Annotated in this window: 16 protein-coding genes, 2 pseudogenes and 1 riboswitch; of the genes and pseudogenes, 9 read left to right on the forward strand and 9 right to left on the reverse strand. The window is 65.6% G+C overall.

The window, feature by feature from the left end; all coding sequences use genetic code 11:
* Positions 1–12: 12 nt before the first annotated feature.
* The gene (locus AC1D1Y_RS23550; protein WP_477654410.1) at positions 13–1,215 is read right to left on the reverse strand and encodes a threonine ammonia-lyase; all 1,203 of its coding nucleotides are present in this window, start codon (positions 1,213–1,215) and stop codon (positions 13–15) included.
* A gap of 251 nt (positions 1,216–1,466) precedes the next feature.
* On the opposite strand from AC1D1Y_RS23550, the gene AC1D1Y_RS23555 reads away from it, so the two are divergent.
* On the forward strand, positions 1,467–3,830 hold the full coding sequence (locus AC1D1Y_RS23555; RefSeq protein ID WP_477684476.1) for an ATP-binding protein: 2,364 nt from the start codon (positions 1,467–1,469) through the stop codon (positions 3,828–3,830).
* 82 nt (positions 3,831–3,912) lie between these two features.
* Here the strand turns inward: AC1D1Y_RS23555 and AC1D1Y_RS23560 are convergent.
* The 5 genes and pseudogenes from AC1D1Y_RS23560 to AC1D1Y_RS23580 form a co-directional block, all read right to left on the reverse strand.
* A pseudogene (locus AC1D1Y_RS23560) lies at positions 3,913–4,675 on the reverse strand (class II glutamine amidotransferase); the annotation flags it as partial.
* Between the two features lie 10 nt (positions 4,676–4,685).
* Entirely contained in the window at positions 4,686–5,429 is a 744-nt protein-coding gene (locus AC1D1Y_RS23565; RefSeq protein WP_477684477.1) for an amino acid ABC transporter ATP-binding protein, read from the reverse strand.
* Between the two features lie 15 nt (positions 5,430–5,444).
* Positions 5,445–6,548, reverse strand: coding sequence for an amino acid ABC transporter permease (locus AC1D1Y_RS23570; RefSeq protein WP_477684478.1), 1,104 nt, complete (start codon positions 6,546–6,548; stop codon positions 5,445–5,447).
* Between the two features lie 3 nt (positions 6,549–6,551).
* Positions 6,552–7,754 (reverse strand): amino acid ABC transporter permease, encoded by a 1,203-nt coding sequence (locus AC1D1Y_RS23575; RefSeq protein ID WP_477684479.1) that lies wholly within the window; start codon positions 7,752–7,754, stop codon positions 6,552–6,554.
* Positions 7,755–7,842: 88 nt separating this feature from the next.
* Complete coding sequence (locus AC1D1Y_RS23580) at positions 7,843–8,817, reverse strand: amino acid ABC transporter substrate-binding protein (protein WP_477684488.1); 975 nt, start codon at positions 8,815–8,817, stop codon at positions 7,843–7,845.
* Positions 8,818–9,382: 565 nt separating this feature from the next.
* On the opposite strand from AC1D1Y_RS23580, the gene AC1D1Y_RS23585 reads away from it, so the two are divergent.
* Both AC1D1Y_RS23585 and AC1D1Y_RS23590 read left to right on the forward strand, forming a co-directional pair.
* Positions 9,383–9,898: a serine O-acetyltransferase gene (locus AC1D1Y_RS23585; protein ID WP_477684480.1), complete on the forward strand. Its 516-nt coding sequence runs from the start codon at positions 9,383–9,385 to the stop codon at positions 9,896–9,898.
* Positions 9,885–10,922 carry a glycosyltransferase family 2 protein gene (locus AC1D1Y_RS23590; RefSeq protein WP_477684481.1) on the forward strand — a complete coding sequence of 346 codons (1,038 nt, stop codon included), beginning with the start codon at positions 9,885–9,887 and terminating at the stop codon, positions 10,920–10,922. Before AC1D1Y_RS23585 ends, AC1D1Y_RS23590 begins: the two co-directional genes overlap by 14 nt.
* Before the next feature lie 53 nt (positions 10,923–10,975).
* Here the strand turns inward: AC1D1Y_RS23590 and recQ are convergent, their stop codons facing one another.
* Together recQ and AC1D1Y_RS23600 are read right to left on the reverse strand one after the other, a co-directional pair.
* Positions 10,976–12,859, reverse strand: coding sequence for a DNA helicase RecQ (gene recQ, locus AC1D1Y_RS23595; RefSeq protein ID WP_477684482.1), 1,884 nt, complete (start codon positions 12,857–12,859; stop codon positions 10,976–10,978).
* A gap of 66 nt (positions 12,860–12,925) precedes the next feature.
* Positions 12,926–13,318 carry a rhodanese-like domain-containing protein gene (locus AC1D1Y_RS23600; RefSeq protein WP_477684483.1) on the reverse strand — a complete coding sequence of 131 codons (393 nt, stop codon included), beginning with the start codon at positions 13,316–13,318 and terminating at the stop codon, positions 12,926–12,928.
* A gap of 163 nt (positions 13,319–13,481) precedes the next feature.
* Here AC1D1Y_RS23600 and AC1D1Y_RS23605 point away from each other — a divergent pair, with 163 nt between their 5' ends.
* From AC1D1Y_RS23605 to AC1D1Y_RS23625, 5 genes are all read left to right on the forward strand, one after another.
* Positions 13,482–14,528: a homocysteine S-methyltransferase family protein gene (locus tag AC1D1Y_RS23605; protein WP_477654401.1), complete on the forward strand. Its 1,047-nt coding sequence runs from the start codon at positions 13,482–13,484 to the stop codon at positions 14,526–14,528.
* Between the two features lie 201 nt (positions 14,529–14,729).
* Complete coding sequence (locus tag AC1D1Y_RS23610; protein WP_477654400.1) at positions 14,730–15,713, forward strand: Bug family tripartite tricarboxylate transporter substrate binding protein; 984 nt, start codon at positions 14,730–14,732, stop codon at positions 15,711–15,713.
* Between the two features lie 72 nt (positions 15,714–15,785).
* Positions 15,786–15,880: riboswitch (S-adenosyl-L-homocysteine riboswitch) on the forward strand.
* A 283-nt stretch (positions 15,881–16,163) separates the two neighbouring features.
* Positions 16,164–18,917 carry a methionine synthase gene (gene metH / locus AC1D1Y_RS23615; protein ID WP_477684484.1) on the forward strand — a complete coding sequence of 918 codons (2,754 nt, stop codon included), beginning with the start codon at positions 16,164–16,166 and terminating at the stop codon, positions 18,915–18,917.
* A 169-nt stretch (positions 18,918–19,086) separates the two neighbouring features.
* Complete coding sequence (locus AC1D1Y_RS23620) at positions 19,087–19,896, forward strand: glycine zipper 2TM domain-containing protein (protein WP_477684485.1); 810 nt, start codon at positions 19,087–19,089, stop codon at positions 19,894–19,896.
* 192 nt (positions 19,897–20,088) lie between these two features.
* A complete protein-coding gene (locus tag AC1D1Y_RS23625; RefSeq protein ID WP_477684486.1) occupies positions 20,089–21,417 on the forward strand; it encodes a DUF308 domain-containing protein in 1,329 nt (442 codons plus the stop codon).
* A gap of 12 nt (positions 21,418–21,429) precedes the next feature.
* On the opposite strand, the pseudogene AC1D1Y_RS23630 reads toward AC1D1Y_RS23625, so the two are convergent.
* Positions 21,430–22,371 (reverse strand): annotated as a pseudogene (locus AC1D1Y_RS23630) (YifB family Mg chelatase-like AAA ATPase); the annotation flags it as partial.
* On the opposite strand from AC1D1Y_RS23630, the gene AC1D1Y_RS23635 reads away from it, so the two are divergent.
* Positions 22,297–22,504 (forward strand): magnesium chelatase domain-containing protein (locus tag AC1D1Y_RS23635; protein ID WP_477684487.1); only part of this gene is annotated, 208 nt, incomplete at its 3' end. The pseudogene AC1D1Y_RS23630 and the gene AC1D1Y_RS23635 sit on opposite strands and share 75 nt — an antisense overlap.

A 22,504-nucleotide genomic window follows, 5' to 3' on the forward strand; every position in this document is an offset into this window, starting at 1 on the left:
CGGTAGCCGGGCTCAGTGCTGCTCCGAGGCCTCGAAGCCGGCCGCGTTGACCGCCGCCAGCACCTGCTGGATGTGGTCGCGCCCGCGCGTCTGGATCACCAGTTCGATCTCCACGTTCTGGGCCGAGAGCATGGTGAAGGCGCGCTGGTGATGCACTTCGTCGATGTTGGCGCCGGCGTCGGCCACGGTGGCGGTGATTTTCGCCAGTGAGCCGGGAATGTCGCGCACGCTGACCTTGATGCGCGCCAGGCGCCCGGCGCGCACCATGCCGCGTTCGATGATGGCGGCCAGCAGCAGCGGGTCGATGTTGCCGCCGCACAGCACCAGGCCGACTTTTTTGCCGGCAAAGCGCGCCGGGTATTTGAGCAGCGCCGCGAGTCCGGCCGCGCCCGCGCCCTCGACCAGGGTTTTTTCGATCTCGAGCAGCATGACCATGGCCTGCTCGATGTCGCCTTCGTCCACCAGCACCAGGTCGTCCACCAGCTTGGCGATGATGGCCCGCGGGATGACGCCGGGCGTGCCGACGGCGATGCCTTCGGCAATCGTGCTGGTGCCTTGCGGATGCTGGGTGCCCTTGATGGCATTGACCATGCCCGGGAAGCGGGAGGTCTGCACGCCGATGATTTCAATGCCGGGCTTGAGAGCCCTGGCCGCCGTGGCCATGCCCGCGATCAGGCCGCCGCCGCCCACGGCGATGACCAGGGTGTCCAGCTCGGGCACGGCACGCAGCATCTCCAGCCCGACGGTGCCCTGGCCCGCGACGATGGCTTCGTCGTCATAGGGGTGCACAAAAACCAGGCCCTCGCGCTCGGCCAGCAGCAGGGCATGGGCGCGCGACTCGTCGAGCGAATCGCCGTGCAGCACCACCTCGGCGCCAAAGCCGCGGGTGCGCTCTATCTTCACGCCCGGCGTGAAGCGCGGCATCACGATCACCGCCCGCAGGCCGAGGCGCTGCGCGTGGTAGGCCACACCCTGGGCATGGTTACCCGCGCTCATCGCGATCACGCCGCGCCGCCGTTCGTCGGCTGACAGTTGCGCGAGCTTGTTACAAGCGCCACGCTCCTTGAAGGATGCGGTGTACTGGAGGTTCTCGAACTTCAGGAAAATCTGCGCGCCTGTCAGCTGCGACAGCGTCCTGGATTCCACACACGGTGTGTCCAGCAAATGGCCCTGCAGCCGCTGGGCGGCCTGTTCGATGTCGGTAAGGCTGAGCATGATTTCCTCTGTGGCGATGTACGGGATTGTGCCGGGTGATTGTCCGCGTGTAACGTTAGCGATTCTGTGGCGCATTTCACACGTAAGGGTTCAAGTAGCGTCTTCCATGATGCTTCAAGCTGCGTTATGGTGGAGCCTCGTTGAGCCCCATGGCGCCCAGGCGTTCATGGCCAAGGTGATAGGTCACGCAATGAGGCAAGGTGCACAGGCAATGTCAACCAGCGGTGTAGTTGCAACAGGGAGGTTTGTCCATGAGCAAGCGTTCCGTTAGCGAGCAGCAGTGGCTGCTGTCCCCCGGGCTCAAGGAAGCCCCGGTGCTGGACTTGATGTGTTCGCATTTCGTGCTGACGCTGGCCGCCCGCCAGGGCGCCAAGTTCAATGTCAGGCGCGACCTCAACAGCCTGCTCTCCCTCTCCGGCCGGCACCTGGTCTGGCCACTGCCCGCGCTGCAGCGCCTGCGCGAATTCCTGGTCCGCCGCTGCAAGGACAACGAATTCTGGCGCGGCCACGAAAGCCTGACCGACGCCGAATTCATGGCGCGCCACGGCGCCTGGCGCGGCCCCTACGAAGAGGGCACGCTGTTTTTCTACCTCGACGAACACGCCAAGGACCAGCCCAAGGACTTGCTGTCGGTGCTGGCGGCCACCGGCGAGTGGCTCACGCACGCGCTCAAGAAACAATCGACCCTGGTCGAAAAAAACATCGATGCGCTGGCCAACCTGCTGCAGCTGAACCGCGCCGAGCGCGCGCTGCTGCTCTATGGCACGCTGGCGCGCTACCAGCGCGACCTGCGTTCCCTGCTGGTGGAGTTCAAGGTCAACAACGCCCCCGAAGCCTATGCCGCCATCGCCGACGTGGCCGGCGTCAAGGCGCCCGAAGTCGCCGAGGCGCTGCGCGCCGGCTCGCGGCTCGAACGCATCGGCATGGTCGAGAACCTGATCTCCGAGCACAACATCACCGACCTCGCCGACCTCATGAAGGTCAGCGAGAAACTGCCGCCGGTTTTGATGCGCGAATACCGCGACCAGAACGAGCTGATGGCCGTGTTCACCCGGCCCGCCGCGCACAGCAGCCTGGGCCTGGCCGATTTCGCTTTCGTGCAGGAGGACGCGCAGGTGCTGGTGTCCCTTCTGCGCAATGCCGTGGCCGCCAAGGAGCAGGGCGTCAATGTGCTGCTTTACGGCCCGCCCGGCACCGGCAAGACCGAGCTGGCCAAGGTGGTGTCGCAGGCCGCCGGCCTGGACTTGTTCGAGGTTGAATACGCCGACCGTGACGGCAATTCACTGAGCGGGCGCGACCGCTACCGCTCATTGCAGATCGCGCAGGTCTTCCTCAAAGGCAGCACGCATTCGGCCCTGCTGTTCGACGAGGTGGAGGACGTGTTCCCGCCCATCTCCAATGAAGCCGCGCAGCTGATGGCGCGCTCCGAACAGCTGCCGGTGCCGGCCAGCGGCTCGGTGAGCGGCAAGGCCTGGGTCAACCAGATCCTCGAATCCAACACCGTGCCCACACTGTGGGTCACCAACCGCATCGAACAGATAGACCCGGCCTTCCGCCGCCGTTTCGCCTACCACCTTGAGTTGCGCTCACCGCCGCCCGGCGCGCGCGAGGGCGTGGTGCGCAAGACGCTGGAGGGTGTGCAGGTCAGCGATGCCTTCGTGGCCAAGCTCACGGCGCGCAAAGGCCTCACGCCCGCGCAGATACGTRCGGCCGYCCGTTTCGCGCGCCTGGCCAGCGCGCCCGAGGAAAAAATCGACGCGCATGTCGACGGCGAAGCCATGCAGGCCATCCTGGCCGGCGGCCGGCCGCTGCTGATGGAATCGTTGATTGAGCGGCAGCTCAAGAACGCCGACGTTGCGCTGGGCAACAAATCCGAAACCGCGGGCCGGCGCAGTGTCACTACCTACGACCTGTCCATGCTCAACGTCGAGTCGCGCTTTGAAGTGCCGCGCATCGTCGAGGCGCTCAAGAGCCGCGGCCACGGCAGCCTGTGCTTTTACGGCCCGCCCGGCACCGGCAAGACCGCGCTGGCCGAGCACATCGCCAAAGCGCTGGACCTGCCCCTGATCATCAAACAGGCCAGCGACCTCATGAGCAAGTACGTCGGCGAGACCGAACAGAACATGGCCGCCATGTTCCGCGAGGCCGAGTCCGAAAAAGCCGTACTGCTGCTCGATGAAGCCGACAGCTTTCTGCAGGACAGGCGCGGCGCCCAGCGCACCTACGAGGTGACCGAGGTCAACGAAATGCTGCAGGGCATGGAACGCCACAACGGCATCTTCATCTGCACCACCAACCTGTTCGACAGCCTGGACCAGGCGGCGCTGCGCCGTTTCACCTTCAAGATCAAATTCATGCCGCTGACCCGCGAGCAGCGCGAAGCCATGTTTGTGGTCGAGGCACTGGCCGGCGACGCGGCCCTGCTGGGCGGCGCCCTGCGCGAGCGCCTGGGCAAGCTCACGCAGCTGTGCCCCGGCGATTTCGCGGCCGTCAAACGCCAGGTCGACATCCTGGCGGCCGAATTCACGGCCGAAGAGTTCCTCGCACAGCTCGAGGCCGAGCACCGCATCAAGCCCGAGGTGCGCGAAGGCCGCAACATGGGTTTCCTGCAGTAATCCCTTCTGGCTTACACGCAGGCCAGGCTGGCTTGGTGTTTCTTTCGTATGGCTTCGCTGACTTCCAGCTGCGCCTGCCGCACGATGCGGCCGTCTTCCATCCACAGCAGCTGTCCGGGCTGCATCTGCTGCCAGTTTTCATTGCGAGTCAGCGGCTGGGTGGCGACCACGCAGAGCCGGTCTTCCGGATTGTTGGTCTGGGCGAAATCCATGCTGAGGTCGGCATCGACCAGGCTGGCATTGGAAAACGGCCATTCGCGCACCAGGTACCACAGCCGCGTCGAGCAATGCGCATACAGCGACTGGCCATTGGACAGCAAATAGTTGAAAACGCCGAATTCGGCGGTGCGCTCGCTCATGGCGCACAGCGTGTCGAACACGATATCGGCCGAGCAGGGCTCGCGCGGGCTGATGCGCTTGAGTTCTTCCATCAGCGCGCAGAAGGCCCGCTCGCTGTCGGTGGTGCCCACCGGCTGGTAGTTGCCGGCGGAGTCCGGCTGGTAATCGATCAAATCGCCGTTGTGGGCGAACAGCCAGTGCCGGCCCCAAAGTTCGCGGGTGAAGGGATGGCAATTCTCCAGCCGCATCGGGTCGCCCTGGGTCGCCTTGCGGATGTGAGAGACCACGTTGCGCGACTTGATCGCGTAGTGCTTGAGCATTTCGGCGACCGGTGAGGTGGCCGCCGGCTGGGCGTCGACAAAAAGGCGGCAGGCCTTGTCTTCAAAAAAACCGATGCCGAAACCGTCCGCATGGTGGTCGGTCAGGCCGCCGCGCGCGGCGAAGCCGGTGAGCGAGAACCGAAGGTCCGCCGGCTTCGCCGAATTCATTCCCAGGAGTTGGCACATGGGCTCTAGTCTAATGCCCCAGAATTTTGGACAGGAAATCCTTGGCCCGGTCGGTTTGCGGATGGTTGAAGAACTCGGTGGGCGTGTTCTCCTCGACGATCTGGCCCTGGTCCATGAAGATCACGCGGTCGGCCACCGCCTTGGCAAAGCCCATTTCGTGCGTCACGCACAGCATGGTCATGCCCTGGTTGGCCAGTTCCATCATCACRTCCAGYACTTCCTTGATCATYTCSGGGTCCAGCGCCGAAGTGGGCTCRTCGAACAGCATGATCTTGGGCGTGAGGCACAGCGCCCGGGCAATCGCCACGCGTTGCTGCTGGCCGCCCGAGAGCTGCAGGGGGTACTTCTGCGCCTGCTCGGCGATGCGCACGCGCTCGAGCTGCACCATGGCGCGCTCGATCGCGTCTTTTTTCGACAGGCCCGCCACCCAGGTCGGCGAGAGCGTGAGGTTTTCCAGCACCGTCAGGTGCGGGAACAGGTTGAACTGCTGGAACACCATGCCGACCTGGCGGCGCACCGCGTCAATCGCCTTGATGTCGYCGCCCAGCAGCGAGCCCGCGACGGTGAGTTTGCCTTCCTGGTAGTCCTCCAGCGCATTGATGCAGCGGATCATGGTGGACTTGCCCGAGCCCGAAGGCCCGCAGATCACCAGGCGCTCGCCCGGCTTGACTTGAAGGTCGATGTCGCGCAACACGTGGAAGTTGTTGCCGTACCATTTGTTGACCTTGTCGAAGTGGATGGTGGGTTCACTCATTTTGTTGTTTCCTGTTCAACGGGCTTTGCCCACGGCGAGCCGGCGTTCAATCCACAGGCTGTAGCGCGACATGGCGAAGCAGCAGGTGAAATAAATCGCGGCGATAAAAATATAGGCTTCGATCTTGAAAGGGCGCCAGTTCGGGTCCGAGCCCACGGCCAGCGACAGCGCGCCCGTGAGCTCGTACAGCGACACGATGGTCACCAGCGAGGTGTCCTTGAAGAGCGAGATGAAGTTGTTCATGATGCTGGGGACCACGGTGCCCAGGGCCTGCGGCAGCACGATCTTGCCCTGCGTCTGCCAGTAACCCAGCCCCAGGCTGGCCGCCGCCTCGGTCTGGCCCTTGGAGAGCGACTGCAAACCGCCGCGCACGATCTCGGCCATGTAGGCCGCCGCGAACAGCGTGATGCCGACGATGACCCGCACCAGCACGTCAGGCGACTGGCCTATGGGCATGAACAGCGGGAACATGAAGCTGGCCATGAACAGCACCGAGATCAGCGGCACGCCGCGTATCAGCTCGACGTAGATGACGCACAGCGTGCGTATGGCCGGCATGTTGGCGCGGCGCCCCAGCGCCACCACCACCGCGATCGGGAAGGCGATGGTCATCGAGATCACCGTGAGCATCACCGTCAGCGGCAGGCCGCCCCACTGGTCGGTCGTCACCTTGGCCAGGCCCAGGACACCGCCGCTCATCAGCGTGAAGAAGGTCGCCAGCACCGCGACCCACAGCAGCGCCAGCCAGGGCTTCCAGAACCAGCGTACGCAGCTGGCTACCACCAGGCCCAGCAGCAGCAGGGTGGCGAGTTCCGCACGCCAGTGTTCGGGCTGTGGATAGCGGCCCAGCAGGATGATGCGGCCCTTTTCGCGGATCACACCCCAGCAGGCGCCCGCGCCGCGCGCGGCCTGGCAGGCGTCCGGGTCGGCCGCGGTGACGGCATGGATGATGCCCCACTGCGCGATGCCCGAGGCGGCCCACGCCAGCAGCGCGAGCACAACAAGGGAGATCACCGTATTACCGATGCTGGAGAACAGGTTGTTGCGCAGCCAGGGGCCGACGCCCTCCATCTTGATGGGGGCGGGGCGGGCTGCGATGGGGACAAAGGTTTTGCTCATCGTTCAGCGCTCCTTGATGGCGGCACGGCTGTTGAACCAGTTCATCAGGCCGGACGTCGCCAGCGAGGTGCTCAGGTAGATCAGCATGATGATGGCGATGCACTCCACGGCCCGGCCGGTCTGGTTCAGCGACGTGTTGGCGATGGAGACCAGGTCCGGGTAACCCACGGCGACGGCCAGCGAGGAGTTCTTGGTGAGGTTGAGGTACTGGTTGGTCAGCGGCGGGATGATGACCCTCAGCGCCTGCGGCAACACCACCAGCCGCATTGAATGGCCGCGCGACAGGCCCAGTGAAGCGCTGGCCTCATGCTGGCCCAGCGACACCGAGGCGATGCCGGCGCGCACCACCTCGGCCACGAAGGCGGAGGTGTAGAGCACCAGGCCCAGCAGCACCGCGAGGTACTCCGGCGACAGCGCCCCGCCGCCTTCAACCTGCGACTCGGTCAGCAGCGGCATGTTCCATTCGTTGGGCGCGCCGCCGGCGAGCCAGCCAAGCAGCGCACCGCCGATGACCAGCGCCAGCGACACCCAGAACACCGGCCGCGGTTTGCCGGTCAGGTCGAACTGCTTGCGCGCACTGCGCGCATAGAACACGCTGGCCGCGACACCGACCAGGGCGCCCACAAGCGCCAGCGTCTGGCCCAGCTTCCACACCGGCGAAGGGTAGGAGAGGCCGTTCTTGCTGACATAAACCCATTTGCCGATGTGCAGGGCCTGGTCGATGGCCGGCAGGTATTCGGTGAACAGCAGGTACCACATCAGCAGTTGCAGCAGCACCGGGATGTTGCGGAAGGTCTCCACGTAGCCGTAGCACAGCGCGCGCACCAGGGCGTTGCGCGAGAAGCGGCCCACGCCCAGCAGGGTGCCCAGGGTGGAGGTCAGCACGATGCCGACCACCGCCACGCGCAGCGTGTTGACCAGCCCGACCAGGAAGGCTTTCCAGTAGGGGTCTATGGAGTCGTAATTGAGCCAGCCTTCGCCGATGTCGAAGCCGGCCGGCTGCATCAGGAAGTCGAAGCCGCTCTGGATGCCGCGGGTCTTCATGTTGGCCATGGTGTTGCTCACCAGCAGCCAGATCAGGAAGACGATCAGGCTGACGGCCAGCACCTGGTAGACGATGGCGCGCGCCTGCTTGCTGCGCCAGGAAAAAACCTTGCGCCGCGTGGCCGGAGCCGGGCGCGGGGGAATCAGGGAGTGCTCGGACATAAACGGGGTACCCAAAAAAGCGGGCCGCTCGACAACGTGTGGTTGTGAGCGGCCCGTTGCGTTAGCGCATCGGAATCAGGTGATCAGGTCAGCGCACCGGCATGGCGTACATCTGGCCGCCCTTGTTCCACTGGTTGTTCTGGCCGCGCGGCAGCGCCAGCGGCGTCTTGGGGCCGACGTTGCGTTCGAAGATCTCGCCGTAGTTGCCGACGGCCTTGACGGCGCGCACCAGCCACTCCTTGTCCAGGCCCAGCAGCTTGCCGGTGTCCTCGCCGCTGCCGGTCAGGCGCATGACCACGGGGTCCTTGCTGTCCTTGGTCATGGCGTCGACGTTGGCCTGGGTCACGCCGTACTCTTCGGCTTCGACCAGGCCGTACACCACCCACTTGACGATGGCGAACCACTCGTCGTCACCGCGGCGCACCATGGGGCCCAGCGGCTCCTTGGAGATCAGCTCGGGCAGGATCAGGTGGTCGGCGGGAACCTTGGCTTCCTTGTTGCGCACCGAGGCCAGGCCTGAGGCGTCCGTCGTGTAAGCCTGGCAGCGGCCCGAGAAGTAGGCGGCGTTGACGGCCTCCTGCTTTTCAAACACCACGGGCTTCATGTTCAGGTTGTTGGCTTTGGAGAAATCGGTCAGGTTTTTCTCGGTCGTGGTGCCGGACTGCACGCAGACCGTGGCGTTCTTCAGCGACTTGGCGCTCTTGATCTTGCTTTTCACGGGAACCATGAAACCCTGGCCGTCGTAATAAGTGACGGCGGTCATGTGCAGGCCCAGCGACGCGTCGCGGGTCAGCGAGAAGGTGGTGTTGCGCGAGAGCACGTCGACTTCGCCGGATTGCAGCGCGGTGAAGCGCTGCTGGGCGTTCAGGGGAACCCATTTCACCTTGCTGGCGTCGCCCAGCACGCTGGCGGCGACCGCCTTGCAGACGTCCACGTCAAGGCCGGTCCAGGCGCCGTTGCTGTCGGCGGCGGAGAAGCCCGCCAGGCCGACGTTCACGCCGCAGATGACCTGGCCGCGCGCCTTGATGGCATCCAGTGTCTTGCCGGCGTGGGCGGGCGCCATCGCAGCAAGGGTGAGGCCGGCGGCAGCCAGCGTGGCAAGGCCATGTTTTTTTGCGATTTTGATCACGGGATTCTCCAGTCAGTGAAACTTATGAGGTCCAGCACGATGCGTGCCAGCGCCGAAATCCTAACCCAAGCACTGCGTGCGCCATGCGGGTGCAAAGGCCTATTCGCTCGGGATAAACCCTTGCGAAAAATGCGTCATGAGCTTAACGATGGGTTGATATGCACAGCAGGCATGGCGCCTGGACGCAAAGCGGAAGATTTCCGTCCCAACCGCCGCCTTGCGCCGGCCCGGCCGCCCCAAAACCGGGCACAACGGTCTTCTTTACGACCCGCCTGCGCTGCTGATACAGCCGCTGCCAGCGCAATCTCTCTGGCAAGTCCATTGGTACGAATCTTGCACTTTTCCTCTCCGAAAGCTGAGATTTATCGCCCCGGTTTTGCCGGGTTCTGAGGCGCTTGCCGCGGACTTCTTCCCGGAACTCCTAACCGCCCTCCGTTGGAGCCTGCGACCATGCGAGTGCTTGTCACGTCTCAATGTGCGTTATGGAAGGTCAATAGCGATGGCTTTTCTTGAGGACTTGCGTGCGGCGCAGGAAGGCGTTCTGTCCCTGGGCTTCTGGGCGCTGCAGGTATACAGGCTGGGGCATTTGCGCTACCGGTTTCAGTCCAGGCTGGTGCGTTACCCGCTTGGCGCCCTGCATCTGGTACTGGCCAAGCTGGCTGAAATGTTTTGCGGCGTCACGATCGGGGTCTCGGCCCAGATCGGGAGGCGCCTCGTCATAGAACATTCCGGCGCGATTGTGGTGCACGGCAAGGCCGTCATCGGGGACGACTGCATCATCCGCCAGGGCGTCACCATCGGCAACCAGCGCATGGACAGGCCGCTGGAAGCGCCGCACATCGGCAACCGTGTGAACATCGGCGCCGGCGCGAAGATCCTTGGGGCCATACGGATTGGGGACGACGTTGACATCGGCGCCAATGCGGTGGTGATCACGGACGTCCCCGCCGGCGCGCTTGCCGTGGGTGTGCCGGCCCGCATTATTTTGCGAGGTAAAAATGATGCAACCCTCTGAAGCCACAGGTGCCCCATGCCGGGTGAGCATCGTCATCAAGGCCCTGAACGAAGAAAAGCGCATCGTCGCCGCGGTGGAGAGTGCGCTGACGGCCGTCCGGATGGTCGGTGGCGAGGTGGTGCTCGCCGATTCCTGCTCCAGCGACCGCACCGTGGCACTGGCGTCTGCCTATCCCATCCGTATCGTGCAACTGGCACGCGCCGACGAACGCTGCTGCGGCGTCGGCCCCCAGCTGGGTTACCAGCATTCGGTGGGCGAATTTGTTTACATCCTGGACGGCGACATGGAAATGCTGCCCGGTTTTTTGCCGGAGGCGCTGGCCTTCATGCAGGCGCATCCCGACGTGGCCGGCGTGGGAGGGCAAGTCGTTGAAATGAATACCAGCAGCCTGGAGTATGTGGCGCGCGTGGAGCGGGGTTTGGGCCACATGCGGGCAGGCACGGTGGACCGGTTGGACATGGGCGGCCTGTACCGCAGGGCCGCAGTGGAGCAAGCGGGGTATTTTTCAGACCGCAACCTGCACAGCTATGAGGAGTTTGACCTGGCCATGCGCCTGCATGCCAGGGGCTGGAAATTGTGGCGCCTGGGCACCGATTCCGTGCGGCACCATGGCCACGATGCGCCTCCCTACCAGTTGCTGGTGCGCCGCTGGCGCAGCCGCTACATCTGCGGCCTGGGCGAAGTGCTGCGCGCGGCCTGGGGCGAGTCGCACCTGGGGTTGGTGCTGACGCGGGTGCGCGAGTTGCGGCTGTATGTCGCCGTGCTGGGATGGTGGGCCGTGTTGCTCGCCGTTTTGGTGGCTCCCCTGCCGTGGACAGCGCGCATCGCGGCCTTCTCCTGCATTGCGGCGGTACCCATCCTGTTGATGGCATGGCGAAAACGCAGCGCCACAAAAGCCGTGTTTTCGGTCGTGTCGTGGTGTTTTAACGCTGCTGGGCTGGTTCGCGGGCTGTTGACGCCGCAGCGCCCCGCCCGCGCGGCCATAGACAGCGTCGAGATACGGAATACGCCTGGCGCGGTTTAAGCGGCCAAGGCGTACGGGTACCGCGCGGGTTTCGGCCGCCGGCTGGCGAAGGACTAAGCCGTTGCTGCGCAGACGCGCAGCACTTCGGCCCCGTAGGCCTCGAGCTTTTTGACGCCGATACCGCTGATGCCTTCGAGGTCGGCGACACCTTGTGGTGCGCGTTCCGCAATCGCGCGCAAGGTGGCGTCGTGGAAGATCACGAAGGCCGGCAGATTGTGCTCGCGCGCGACTTCGGCGCGCCAGGCTTTGAGGCGCGCCAGGCGCTCGAGCGCGCCGGCGTTGAGCGCGGCCTCAGCCAGGCCCTTGACCGAGGTCTTGGTCACGCGCTTGCCGCGGCCGCCGGCCTTGGCGCCCGCCGCCTGCTCGCGCAGCACCACGCTGACCTCGCCCTTGAGTACCTGGCGTGCGTCCGGCATCAGCTGCAGCGTGCTGAAGGCCTCGGCGTCCACGCGCACCATGTTGCGCGCGATCAGCTGGCGCAGCACGCCGCGCCATTGCGCCTCGGCCAGGTCCGCGCCTATGCCGAAGGTGCTGAGCTTGTCGTGCCCGTGCTGGGCCACTTTTTCGGTGGCCTTGCCGCGCAGGATGTCCATGATGTGGCCGGCGCCGAAGCTGATCCCGCTGGCCTGCTGCACGCGGTAGATGCAGCTGAGCATCTTGCGCGCCGCCTCGGTGGCGTCCCAGACGGCCGGTGGGTTCAGGCAGTTGTCGCAGTTGCCGCAGGGCTGGCTGTCTTCGCCGAAATAGCCGAGCAGGCTGACGCGCCGGCAGCGCGTGTCCTCGGCCAGGGTCAGCAGCGCGTCGAGCTTGCCGCGCATCACCTGCTTGAACTCCTCGCTGGCAGCCTCGCTGGTGTCAATCATGCGGCGCTGGTTCACCACGTCCTGCAGGCCGTAGACCATCCAGGCGTCGGCGCTCTGGCCGTCGCGTCCGGCGCGGCCGGTTTCCTGGTAGTAGCCCTCGATGTTCTTGGGCATGTCCAGGTGGGCGACGAAGCGCACGTCGGGCTTGTCGATGCCCATGCCGAAGGCGATGGTGGCGACCATGACGATGCCGTCCTCGCGCAGGAAGCGGTCCTGCCGTTGCTGGCGCAGGCTTGAATCAAGCCCCGCGTGGTAGGCCAGCGCCTTCAGGCCGGCATCCTGCAGCATGCCGGCGATCTCTTCCACGCGCTTGCGCGACTGGCAGTAGACGATGCCGGCTTCGCCCTCGTGTTCGGTCTCGATGAAACGCAGCAGCTGGCGCGTCGGGTCGGTCTTTTCGACGATGGTGTAGCGGATGTTGGGCCGGTCGAAGCTGCTGACGAACTGGCGCGCGTCCTCGAGCTTGAGGCGCTCGATCATGTCCTGGCGTGTCAGCGCGTCGGCCGTGGCCGTCAGCGCCATGCGCGGCACGTCGGGGAAGGTCTCGTGCAGCAGGCTCAGCGAGCGGTATTCGGGCCGGAAATCGTGGCCCCACTGGCTCACGCAGTGCGCCTCGTCGATCGCGAACAGGCTCAGCAGCCCGCGCTCGTGCAGCGAGGCCAGCAGGCCCTTCATGCGCGGCGTGTTGATGCGCTCGGGCGCGGCGTACAGCAGCGTGAGCTCATTGCGCAGCAGCTGTTTTTCAAGCTGGCTGCTTTCGTCGAAGCTCTGCGTGGAATTGAGGAAAGCCGCCGACACGCCGGCTTCGTGCAGCGCGCCGACCTGGTCGTGCATCAGCGCGATAAGCGGCGAGATCACCACCGTCACGCCGTGGCCGGCCTGCTGCCGCACGATGGCCGGTATCTGGTAGCACAGCGACTTGCCGCCGCCCGTGGGCATCAGCACCAGCGCGTCGCCGCCGCGCACCACGTGGTCCACGATGGCTTCCTGCGGGCCCCGGAAGCTGTCGTAGCCGAACACCTCGGCCAGTACATGCAAAGGGGTGGGAAGGGGGGAGACGGGGAGTGAGGACAAGGTTGAAATGGGAAAAGGGAAAGTGGTGCGGTGAAGCCTGCTGCGCGGATGCCGGGAAAGCGAAGGCTACATCTGCTCCCAGGGCAGGCCGTCAAAGCGCCAGCCCGAGAGTGTGGAGCGCTGGAACTGCTCGTCGAGTTCGCCCTCGAAGCCGTGCACCACATGCTGCACGTCGGTGAAACCGGCCGCCTCCAGCGCCTTGCCCGCATCCAGCGTGCGCTTGCCGGAACGGCAGATCAGCAGCACCGGCTGCGCCTTGCCCGCGGCTTCGCGCGCCACGGCCTCGGCGAACTTGTGCGCGTCGGGCTGCAGGTCGGGGTACTCGTACCACGGCACGTTGACCACGCCCGGCGGGCGGCCGACATACAGCGACTCGATTTCCATGCGCACGTCCACGAACAGCGCATCGGGATGCGCCTGCAGCCAGGACCAGGCCTCTTTGGGTTGAAAATTTTTCATGATGGAGTCAATACCCCTATTGTCGTCTAAGGCCCCCACGCTTGTCGCTTCGCGTACTGCGCTGCCCCCCGAGGGGGCGCGTTTTCCTTGGGGCGGCCCGGCGGAAAACAGGGTGGCCATTTCGGCGTCTGTCGAAAAAACCGCGGCCGCTTAAAATTAGGCCATGAAGCCAATCACCTACACCCGCGGCCAACAACTGCCGGCCATCCTGGAACAACGCATCGCCATCCTCGACGGCGCCATGGGCACCATGATCCAGCGCTTCAAATTGAACGAGGCCCAGTACCGCGGCGAGCGTTTCAAGGACTTCCACAAGGACGTCAAGGGCAACAACGAGTTGCTGAGTCTTACGCGCCCCGACGTGATCCAGGACATCCACGAAGGCTACCTGGCCGCTGGCGCCGACATGATTGAAACCAACACCTTCGGCGCGACCACCGTGGCGCAAGGCGATTACGACATGGCCGAGCTGGCCGTCGAGATGAATTACGAATCGGCCCGCATCGCGCGCGCCGCCTGCGACAAGTTCTCCACGCCCGACAAGCCGCGCTTCGTGGTCGGCGCCCTGGGCCCCACGCCCAAGACGGCCAGCATCAGTCCCGACGTGAACGATCCCGGCGCGCGCAACACCAGCTTTGAAGAGCTGCGCAAGGCTTATTACGAACAGACCGAGGCCCTGGTCAAGGGCGGCAGTGACGTGCTGCTGGTCGAAACCATCTTCGACACGCTCAACGCCAAGGCGGCGCTGTTCGCCATTGACGAATACTTCGACAACTCCGGCGAGCGCCTGCCCCTGATCATCAGCGGCACCGTGACCGACGCTTCGGGTCGCATCCTGAGCGGGCAGACCGTGACGGCTTTCTGGCACAGCGTGCGCCATGCCGCGCCGCTGGCCATAGGCCTCAACTGCGCGCTGGGCGCCACCTTGATGCGCCCCTACATCCAGGAGCTGGCCCGCGTGGCCGGCGACACCTTCATCAGCTGCTACCCGAATGCCGGCCTGCCCAATCCCATGAGCGACACCGGCTTTGACGAGACGCCCGACGTGACCTCGCGCCTGCTGCGCGAGTTCGCCGATGAAGGCCTGGTCAACATCGTGGGCGGCTGCTGCGGCACCACGCCGGACCACATAGGTGCGATTGCCCACGCCGTGGCCCCTGTGGCCGCGCGCTCGCGGCAGCGCGGCGGCTTCTACAAGGAAGCCGCCTGAGGGTGAGGGGCCTTCCCGGCCACCTTATCCCTTTCTTCCCGTCCCGGCCGTTACAAAGTATCCAGGCGGGATCACCCCCGGCGCGTCACATTTAGCGGCTATAGTCAGGCCCGTTTGTCAGGCTTGGTTTTCACCATCCGGCGCTGCGCCCTGCAGCCTGCCCGTGGCCGGACACAACACAACATCACAACTAAGGAAATCATGAACGTGCGTTCATTCATCAAGATCGCCGCGGCATTCGCCGTGGCCACGGCCGCCCTGGGGGCCCATGCGCAGCTGGCGCCGCAAAAACCGGTCACCATCATCGTTCCGTACCCCGCCGGCGGCCCGCTGGACAATGCCGCGCGGATCCTGGCCGAGAAGCTGCGCCCCCTGCTCAAGACCGAAGTGACGGTCGACAACCGGCCCGGTTCCGGCGGCAACGTGGGAGCCGCACTGGTCGCCAAGGCGCCGGCCGACGGCCATACGCTGGTGATGGGCGCGGTGGCCACCCACGCCATCAACCCCTGGCTCTACCCCAACATGCCTTATGACGCGCTGAAGGACTTCACGCCCATCACGCTGGTGGCCCGTGTGCCCAATGTGCTGGTCATGAATGCCGAGACGGCAAAACGCCTGAACATCAAGGACACCAAGGACCTGATCGCCTATGCGCGCAAGAATCCCGGCCGGCTGAACTACGCCTCYGGCGGCAACGGCAGCGCCGGCCACCTCGCGGGCGAGCTGTTCAAAAGCCTGGCCAAGATCAGCGTGGTGCACCTGCCTTCCAGCGGCTCGGCCCAGGCGCAGACCGGCCTGCTGTCCGGCCAGACCGACCTGATGTTCGACAACCTGGCCTCGGCCAGCGCCAACATCAAATCGGGCAAGCTGGTGGCTTTCGGCGTGACCACCATCAACCGCTCCAGCAGCTTCACCGAGATCCCCACCATCAACGACGTGCTGCCCGGCTTCCACATCAGCACCTGGTTCGGCATCTTCGGCCCGGCCAACCTGCCCAAAGCCACGACCGACCAGCTGCAAAAAGCCTTCGCCGCCGCGCTCAACACGCCCGACACGGCCGAAAAATTCGCACGCATGAGCGCCACGCCCAGCCCCATGACCTCAGCGGATTTCGCCTACATGGTCATGAAAGAGCACGCTGATTACGGCCGCCTCATCAAGGTCGCCAAAATCAAACTCGATTAAGTAGCACTCCGTTCCCCGGGGCATTCGCACCGGGGGATGGCGCAACAGGGCGTTCAGCCGGTAAAATACCGGCAACCCAAGGAGCGTTGCAGCGGACCCCGCGTCCGTCAGGCTTGGGTTACAGGCGGCCCTTTCGGCGTTGCCTGCGGCAACGACGCTCACCCTGGAACCTGTTCACGGTCTAAACGGGACCGCGTTGGGGTGCAATCGGGATGAGTGGGCCAGCCGGGAACGCCGCATGGGCTAATGCCCATGCAAGGGCTCGGGTGGCTCAATCGCCCGATTTCACCCCAACCCGGAGGGCAAGTACCTTTTCGGGCGGTCTGCGGCGTTGCGGCGCTAGCCCATAGGTGAACTATGGGCGTCGCACCGCGCCTTGCATCCCATCCCGAGAAGGTGCTTGCGCGGCCCCGTTTAGACCGTGAACAGGTTCTTACCCAAGGTGAGTCCGTGTCTGAAACCGAAAATTCCGTCTTCGTCCCCCCCATGAAGCTGTCCGGCCTGGAGCCGGTCAACATCGGCGTGGGCACCCTGTTCGTCAACATCGGCGAGCGCACCAACGTCACCGGCTCCAAGGCCTTYGCCCGCATGATCCTGAAYGGYSARTWCGAGSARGCKCTGGCKGTSGCYCGCCAGCARGTGGAAAACGGCGCSCAGATCATCGACATCAACATGGACGAAGCCATGCTGGACAGCCAGGCCGCCATGGTGCGTTTCCTGAACCTGATCGCCAGCGAACCCGACATCGCCCGCGTGCCCATCATGATCGACAGCTCCAAGTGGAGCGTCATCGAGGCCGGCCTGCGTTGCATCCAGGGCAAGGGCATCGTCAACTCGATCTCGATGAAGGAGGGCCTGGAGCCCTTCAAGCAGCAGGCCAAGCTACTCAAGCGCTACGGCGCGGCTGCCGTGGTCATGGCCTTCGACGAAAAAGGCCAGGCCGACACCTATGAGCGCAAGGTCGAGATCTGCGAGCGCGCTTACCGCGTGCTGGTTGACGAACTCGGCTTCCCGCCCGAGGACATCATCTTCGACCCCAACATCTTCGCGATCGCCACCGGCATCGAGGAGCACAACAACTACGCGGTCGACTTCATCAACGCCACGCGCTGGATCAAGCAGAACCTGCCGGGCGCCAAGGTTTCCGGCGGCGTGTCCAACGTGTCCTTCAGCTTCCGCGGCAACGACCCGGTGCGCGAAGCCATCCACACCGTGTTCCTCTACCACGCGATCCAGGCCGGCATGGACATGGGCATCGTCAACGCCGGCATGGTCGGTGTGTATGACGACCTCGATCCGGTGCTGCGCGAACGCGTCGAGGACGTGGTGCTCAACCGTACACCCGTCTACAAGCCGGGCGAGGCCGAGCTCACACCCAGCGAACGGCTGATCGAAGTCGCCGAAACCGCGAAAAGCGGCGCCAAGGACGACAGCAAGAAGAACGAATGGCGCGCCCTGCCGGTGCGCCAGCGGCTGTCGCACGCGCTGGTCCACGGCATGAACGAGCACATCGTGATCGACACCGAAGAGGTCTACCGCGAGATTCTTGCCGAAGGCGGCCGGCCGCTGCACGTCATCGAAGGCCCGCTGATGGACGGCATGAACGTCGTCGGCGACCTGTTCGGCCAGGGCAAGATGTTCCTGCCCCAGGTGGTCAAAAGCGCCCGCGTGATGAAACARGCCGTGGCCCATCTGTTGCCCTACATCGAGGCTGAAAAGCTGCTGCTTGAAGCCGCCGGCGGCGACGTCAAAACCAAGGGCAAGATCATCATCGCCACGGTCAAGGGCGACGTGCACGACATCGGCAAGAACATCGTGACCGTGGTCCTGCAGTGCAACAACTTCGAGGTCGTCAACATGGGCGTGATGGTGCCCTGCCACGAAATCCTGGCGCGCGCCAAGGTCGAGGGCGCCGACATCGTCGGGCTGTCGGGCCTGATCACGCCCAGCCTGGAGGAAATGCAGTACGTGGCGGCCGAGATGCAGAAGGACGAGCATTTCCGCATCAAGAAAATCCCGCTGCTGATAGGCGGCGCCACCACCAGCCGGGTGCACACCGCCGTCAAGATCTCGCCGCACTACGAAGGCCCGGTGGTGTATGTGCCGGATGCGTCGCGCAGCGTCAGCGTGGCGCAAAGCCTGCTGTCCGACCAGGCGGCCAAATACATTGAAGACCTGTACACCGACTACGACAAGGTGCGCACCCAGCACGCCAATAAAAAGCAGGTGCCGATGTGGCCGCTGGCCAAGGCGCGCGCCAATGCCACGCCCATGGACTGGGCCGGCTACACGCCGCCCGTGCCCAAGTTCACCGGCCGGCGCGTGTTCAAGAACTTCGACCTGGCCGAACTCGCGCAGTACATCGACTGGGGCCCCTTCTTCCAGACCTGGGACCTGGCGGGCCCGTTTCCGGCCATCCTCAAGGAYGAGGTGGTGGGCACCGAGGCCGTGCGCGTSTAYGCCGACGSSCAGCGCATGCTCAAGCGCCTGATCGAAGGMCGCTGGCTCACCGCCAACGGCGTGATGGCGCTGTACCCGGCCAACAGCGTGGGCGACGACATCGAGATCTATACCGACGAGACGCGCAGCGAAGTCGCCATGACCTGGTACGGCCTGCGCCAGCAGACCGAAAAAACCGCCATCGACGGCGTGATGCGGCCCAGCCGCTGCCTGGCCGACTTCGTCGCGCCCAAGGGCGTTGCCGACTACATCGGTGTCTTCGCCGTGACGGCAGGCATAGGCGCCGAGAAGAAAGAGAAATACTTTCTCGACGACCACGACGACTACTCGTCCATCATGCTCAAGGCCCTGGCCGACCGCCTGGCCGAGGCCTTCGCCGAAAGCCTGCACCAGCGCGTGCGCAAGGACCTCTGGGGTTATGTTCCGGCCGAGTCGCTGGACAGCGAAGCGCTGATCGCCGAAAAATACCAGGGCATACGCCCCGCGCCCGGCTATCCGGCCTGCCCGGACCACAGCGTCAAGAAAGAGATGTTCGAGCTGCTCAAGGCCGGCGAGATCGGTATGGCGCTGACCGAAAGCCTGGCCATGACGCCGGCCGCCAGCGTCAGCGGCTTCTACCTGAGCCATCCGCAGAGCACTTACTTCAACGTCGGCAAGATAGGCGACGACCAGCTGCAGGACCTGGCGCAGCGGCGAGGCCTGAAGGCGGCTGAACTGCAGCGCCTGCTCGCGCCAAATCTTTAAGCCCGTGTAATTCGCGTTTACGCCGGCTTTGCCGGAGAATAAGCTGCGTTTACATAAATACACGGCCGCTTGCCAGAGCGTGTTTACCTTCGCGGCATGGGAAACGTTGAACACCTGTTGATTCAGCCAACGCCGAGCAAGCGATTTGATTTCACCTGAGGGAATTGCCATGAACACATCCACCGAAACTCTCCAGCCGGGCCAGCAGGCCTCGTCGGCCAGCAAGCCCTTGTGGGCCGCCGTCGGCATTTTGGGCGTCGCCGTCCTGGCCATGGGCGGCACCATGATTTACCAGATGCGCAACCCGCCCGTCGCCGCCCCCGTGGCGCTGGCTGCGCCGCAGCCGGCACCGGTGGCCCCGGCAGTCGCGCCGCCCGTGGCCGCAGCCGCCACCGCGGCGGACGACCTGGCTGAAAAGCCCGCCGCGGCGCCCGCCAAGCCCGCGCCCGTGCCTGCAAAAAARATCGCCAAACCCACGCCCAAGCCGGCGCCCGCGCCGAGCTACGCCGGCATTTCGCCCGCTCCCGGCCCCACGCCCGCACCGGTGGTCGTCGCGCAGGTCTGCCATGTGTGCGGTGCCGTCGAATCGGTCACGCCCGTTGAACGCTCCACCAAGCCCGCAGGTGTCGGCGCGGGTGCCGTTGCCGGTGGCGTGCTGGGCGCCGTGCTCGGCAACCAGGTCGGCCATGGCGGCGGCCGCACCGCGGCCACCATCCTGGGCGCGGTGGGCGGCGGTTTTGCCGGCAATGCGATTGAGGGGCATATGCGCAAGGAAACCGTCTACCAGGTCGGCGTGCGCATGGAAGACGGCTCGCAGCGCATGGTGGAAGTGGCGCGCGCGCCCAGCGTGGGCAGCCGCGTGACGGTGGAAGGCAATGTGCTGCGCACCGGCGACGGCGCCACCTACGGCCCCAAGCCGGCGCCCGCACCCGTGGCTGCACAGCCTGCCGCCGAGCCTTCTCCGTACTACAACCGCTGACCGGCCCGGCCGGCATGGCTCCAAGCGCCCCGCAACGCCAGGTTGCGGGGCTTTTTTACGCCCGCCGCCCCGGGGGCCCGGCGCTATGATGGCCCGGCTTATGACAAGGGGTGGTGGACTTCGCGTCATTGAAGTGAATTGAACTAAAGCCCGGCCCCTCCGGCCGCCTCGCGGCAGCACAACGGCAGAAACATGTTCAGACTTGCGTTGATTCTTTTTGGCGGCGATGCGCTGGTCGGGCGCTGGAAAATTTTCATGGCGGCCGGCGTGCTGGCCGCGCTCTTCGGCGCCGCGCTGCTGGTCGACCTGGTGGACGGCGTAGCCGATGTCGCCACCTGGGTGCTGGGCGCGGTGCTGCTGGCCCAGGGGCTTGTCGAGATGGTGGTGGGCGCAACCCACGCGCGAATGCGGCGCCGTTTCGAGCTGCTGCGCGGCGCGGCCATGGTGGTGTGTGCCTGCCTGGTGCTGGACTTCCCCTGGGACAACGCGATCGCCGCCGGCATCCTGTTTGGCGCGGCTTTCACCTTCAACGGCCTGATCCGCATCGTCTCCAGCTGGTTGATCCGCTACCCCAGCTGGCGCAAGTCCAACCTGACAGGCTGGGCTTACCTGCTGCTGGCGCTGCTGCTGTTCACCGACTGGCCCGTACCCTCCAGCATGAACGTGTCCCTGTGCACCGGCCTGGCGCTGGGCGTGGGCGGCTATGTCCTGATGCGCGGCGCCTGGCGGCTCAGGCGCCTGCCGCGCGGCTCCCGGCTGGCGGCCGTCGAACTTTACAGCGGCACCCGGGTGCTGCCACCCGACGCGGCGCCGGCCACCCCCGAGGTGCTGGCCGCGAACGCCGCCGCCGGCCACATGATCGTGCATGTCTGGACGGCGGTCGACGGAGTCGACGACAAGCAGGACCGCATACGCCTTCCGCTGATCGAGCGCTACATCGCCTCCATGACGAAGAAGGGCCGCGTCTCAACCGGCCACATCGCGCTGGAATGTGAAGACGGCCTGTACATCAGCCACCACCCGCGGGTCCGCCTGGCCATCACGCAGGCCAACCTGGTCGGCCACCTGCGCGCCACTTCGGGCAACGACCATCCCGGCGTCTGGCTGCCGGCCTATGCCGAAGAAGCCGCGGCGACCCGGCCTTCCACCCACAAGCTGCATTTCCGTGTCTACAACAGAACCTACCTTCAGGCCTTCTGGGATGTTTACCACCGGGACGACACCTACAACCTCACCAGCCGCAATTGCTCCGTCGTGGTGACGCAGGCCGTGGACGCGGCCATGGAAGGCGTCTTTGCCGACAAACCTTTCTGGCGCACCCTGCTGCGGCTGGCATTGCACCCCGACGTCTGGATGGCCGGCAGCGCGCGCGTGCGCGCCGAAGCCATGGCCTGGACGCCGGGGCTGGCGCTCGATTACGTGAGCGCCGTGCGGCGCATCACCCATCCGCGCCACGACCTCAAGGTGCATCTGTCGCGCTGGTGGAAAACCCGCAAGGCGCGCAGGCCGCGCGAGAACTGAAAAACGCCAGTATCACTGGGCGGCCTTCAGCGCACGGCGGTACTGCACCGCCTCCGCCACGTGCACCGTCTGCACGGCCTGCGCACCGGCCAGGTCGGCGATGGTTCGTGCCACTTTCAGGCAGCGGTGGATGCCGCGTCCCGACCAGCCCAACCGGGCGGCCGCGGTGTTGAGGAATTTCGCGGCCGCGTCGTCGAGCTGGCATTGCGTGTCGATGGCCCGCCCCTCCAGCGCCTGGTTGGTGCTGCCTTGCCGGGCCATTGCGCGGTCGCGCGCCGCGACGACGCGAAGCCGGATGTCGGCCGTGGCCTCGCCGGGCGGGGAGTTCACCAGTTCATCGGCCGCCAGCGCGCCGACTTCCACATGCAGGTCTATGCGGTCCAGCAGCGGGCCGCTGAGTTTGCCCTGGTAGCGCGCCACCAGCTCGGGCGAGCAGCGGCAGGTCCGCAAGCTGGAGCCGAGGTAGCCGCAAGGGCAGGGGTTCATGGCCGCGACCAGCTGGAAGCGGGCCGGGAATTCGGCGCGCTGGGCGGCGCGCGAGATGGTGATGCTGCCGGATTCCAGCGGCTCGCGCAGCGCCTCGAGCGCCGCACGCGGGAACTCGGGCAGCTCGTCGAGGAAGAGCACGCCGCGGTGCGCCAGCGAGATCTCGCCGGGCCGCGGTGGCGAGCCGCCGCCGACCAGGGCCACGGCGCTGGCGGTATGGTGCGGCGCGCAGGTCGGGCGCTGCGCCCACTTGTCCAGCGAGAAGCGGCCGCCCAAAGAGGCCACGGCCGCGCTCTCAAGCGCCTCCTCGGTGGTCATGGCCGGCAGCAGGCCGGCAAAGCGCTGGGCCAGCATCGATTTGCCGGAGCCGGGTGCGCCCATCATCAGCACGCTGTGCCCGCCGGCGGCCGCGATTTCGAGCGCGCGCCGTGCCGCGGCCTGGCCCTTCACGTCGGCCAGGTCGACGCCCGCAAGCTCGAAGGGTATGAATTCGCCGGCGAGCTCTCCCTGGGCGGCGACCTGCGGCCGGTGCGCGGCGCGCTCGCCATGAGCCTGGCGCTGGCGCGCACCGAGCGCGCCGCCGCGGGCGCCTTACCCAAGC

The sequence above is a fragment of the Polaromonas sp. P1_G1 genome, from assembly GCF_056405595.1.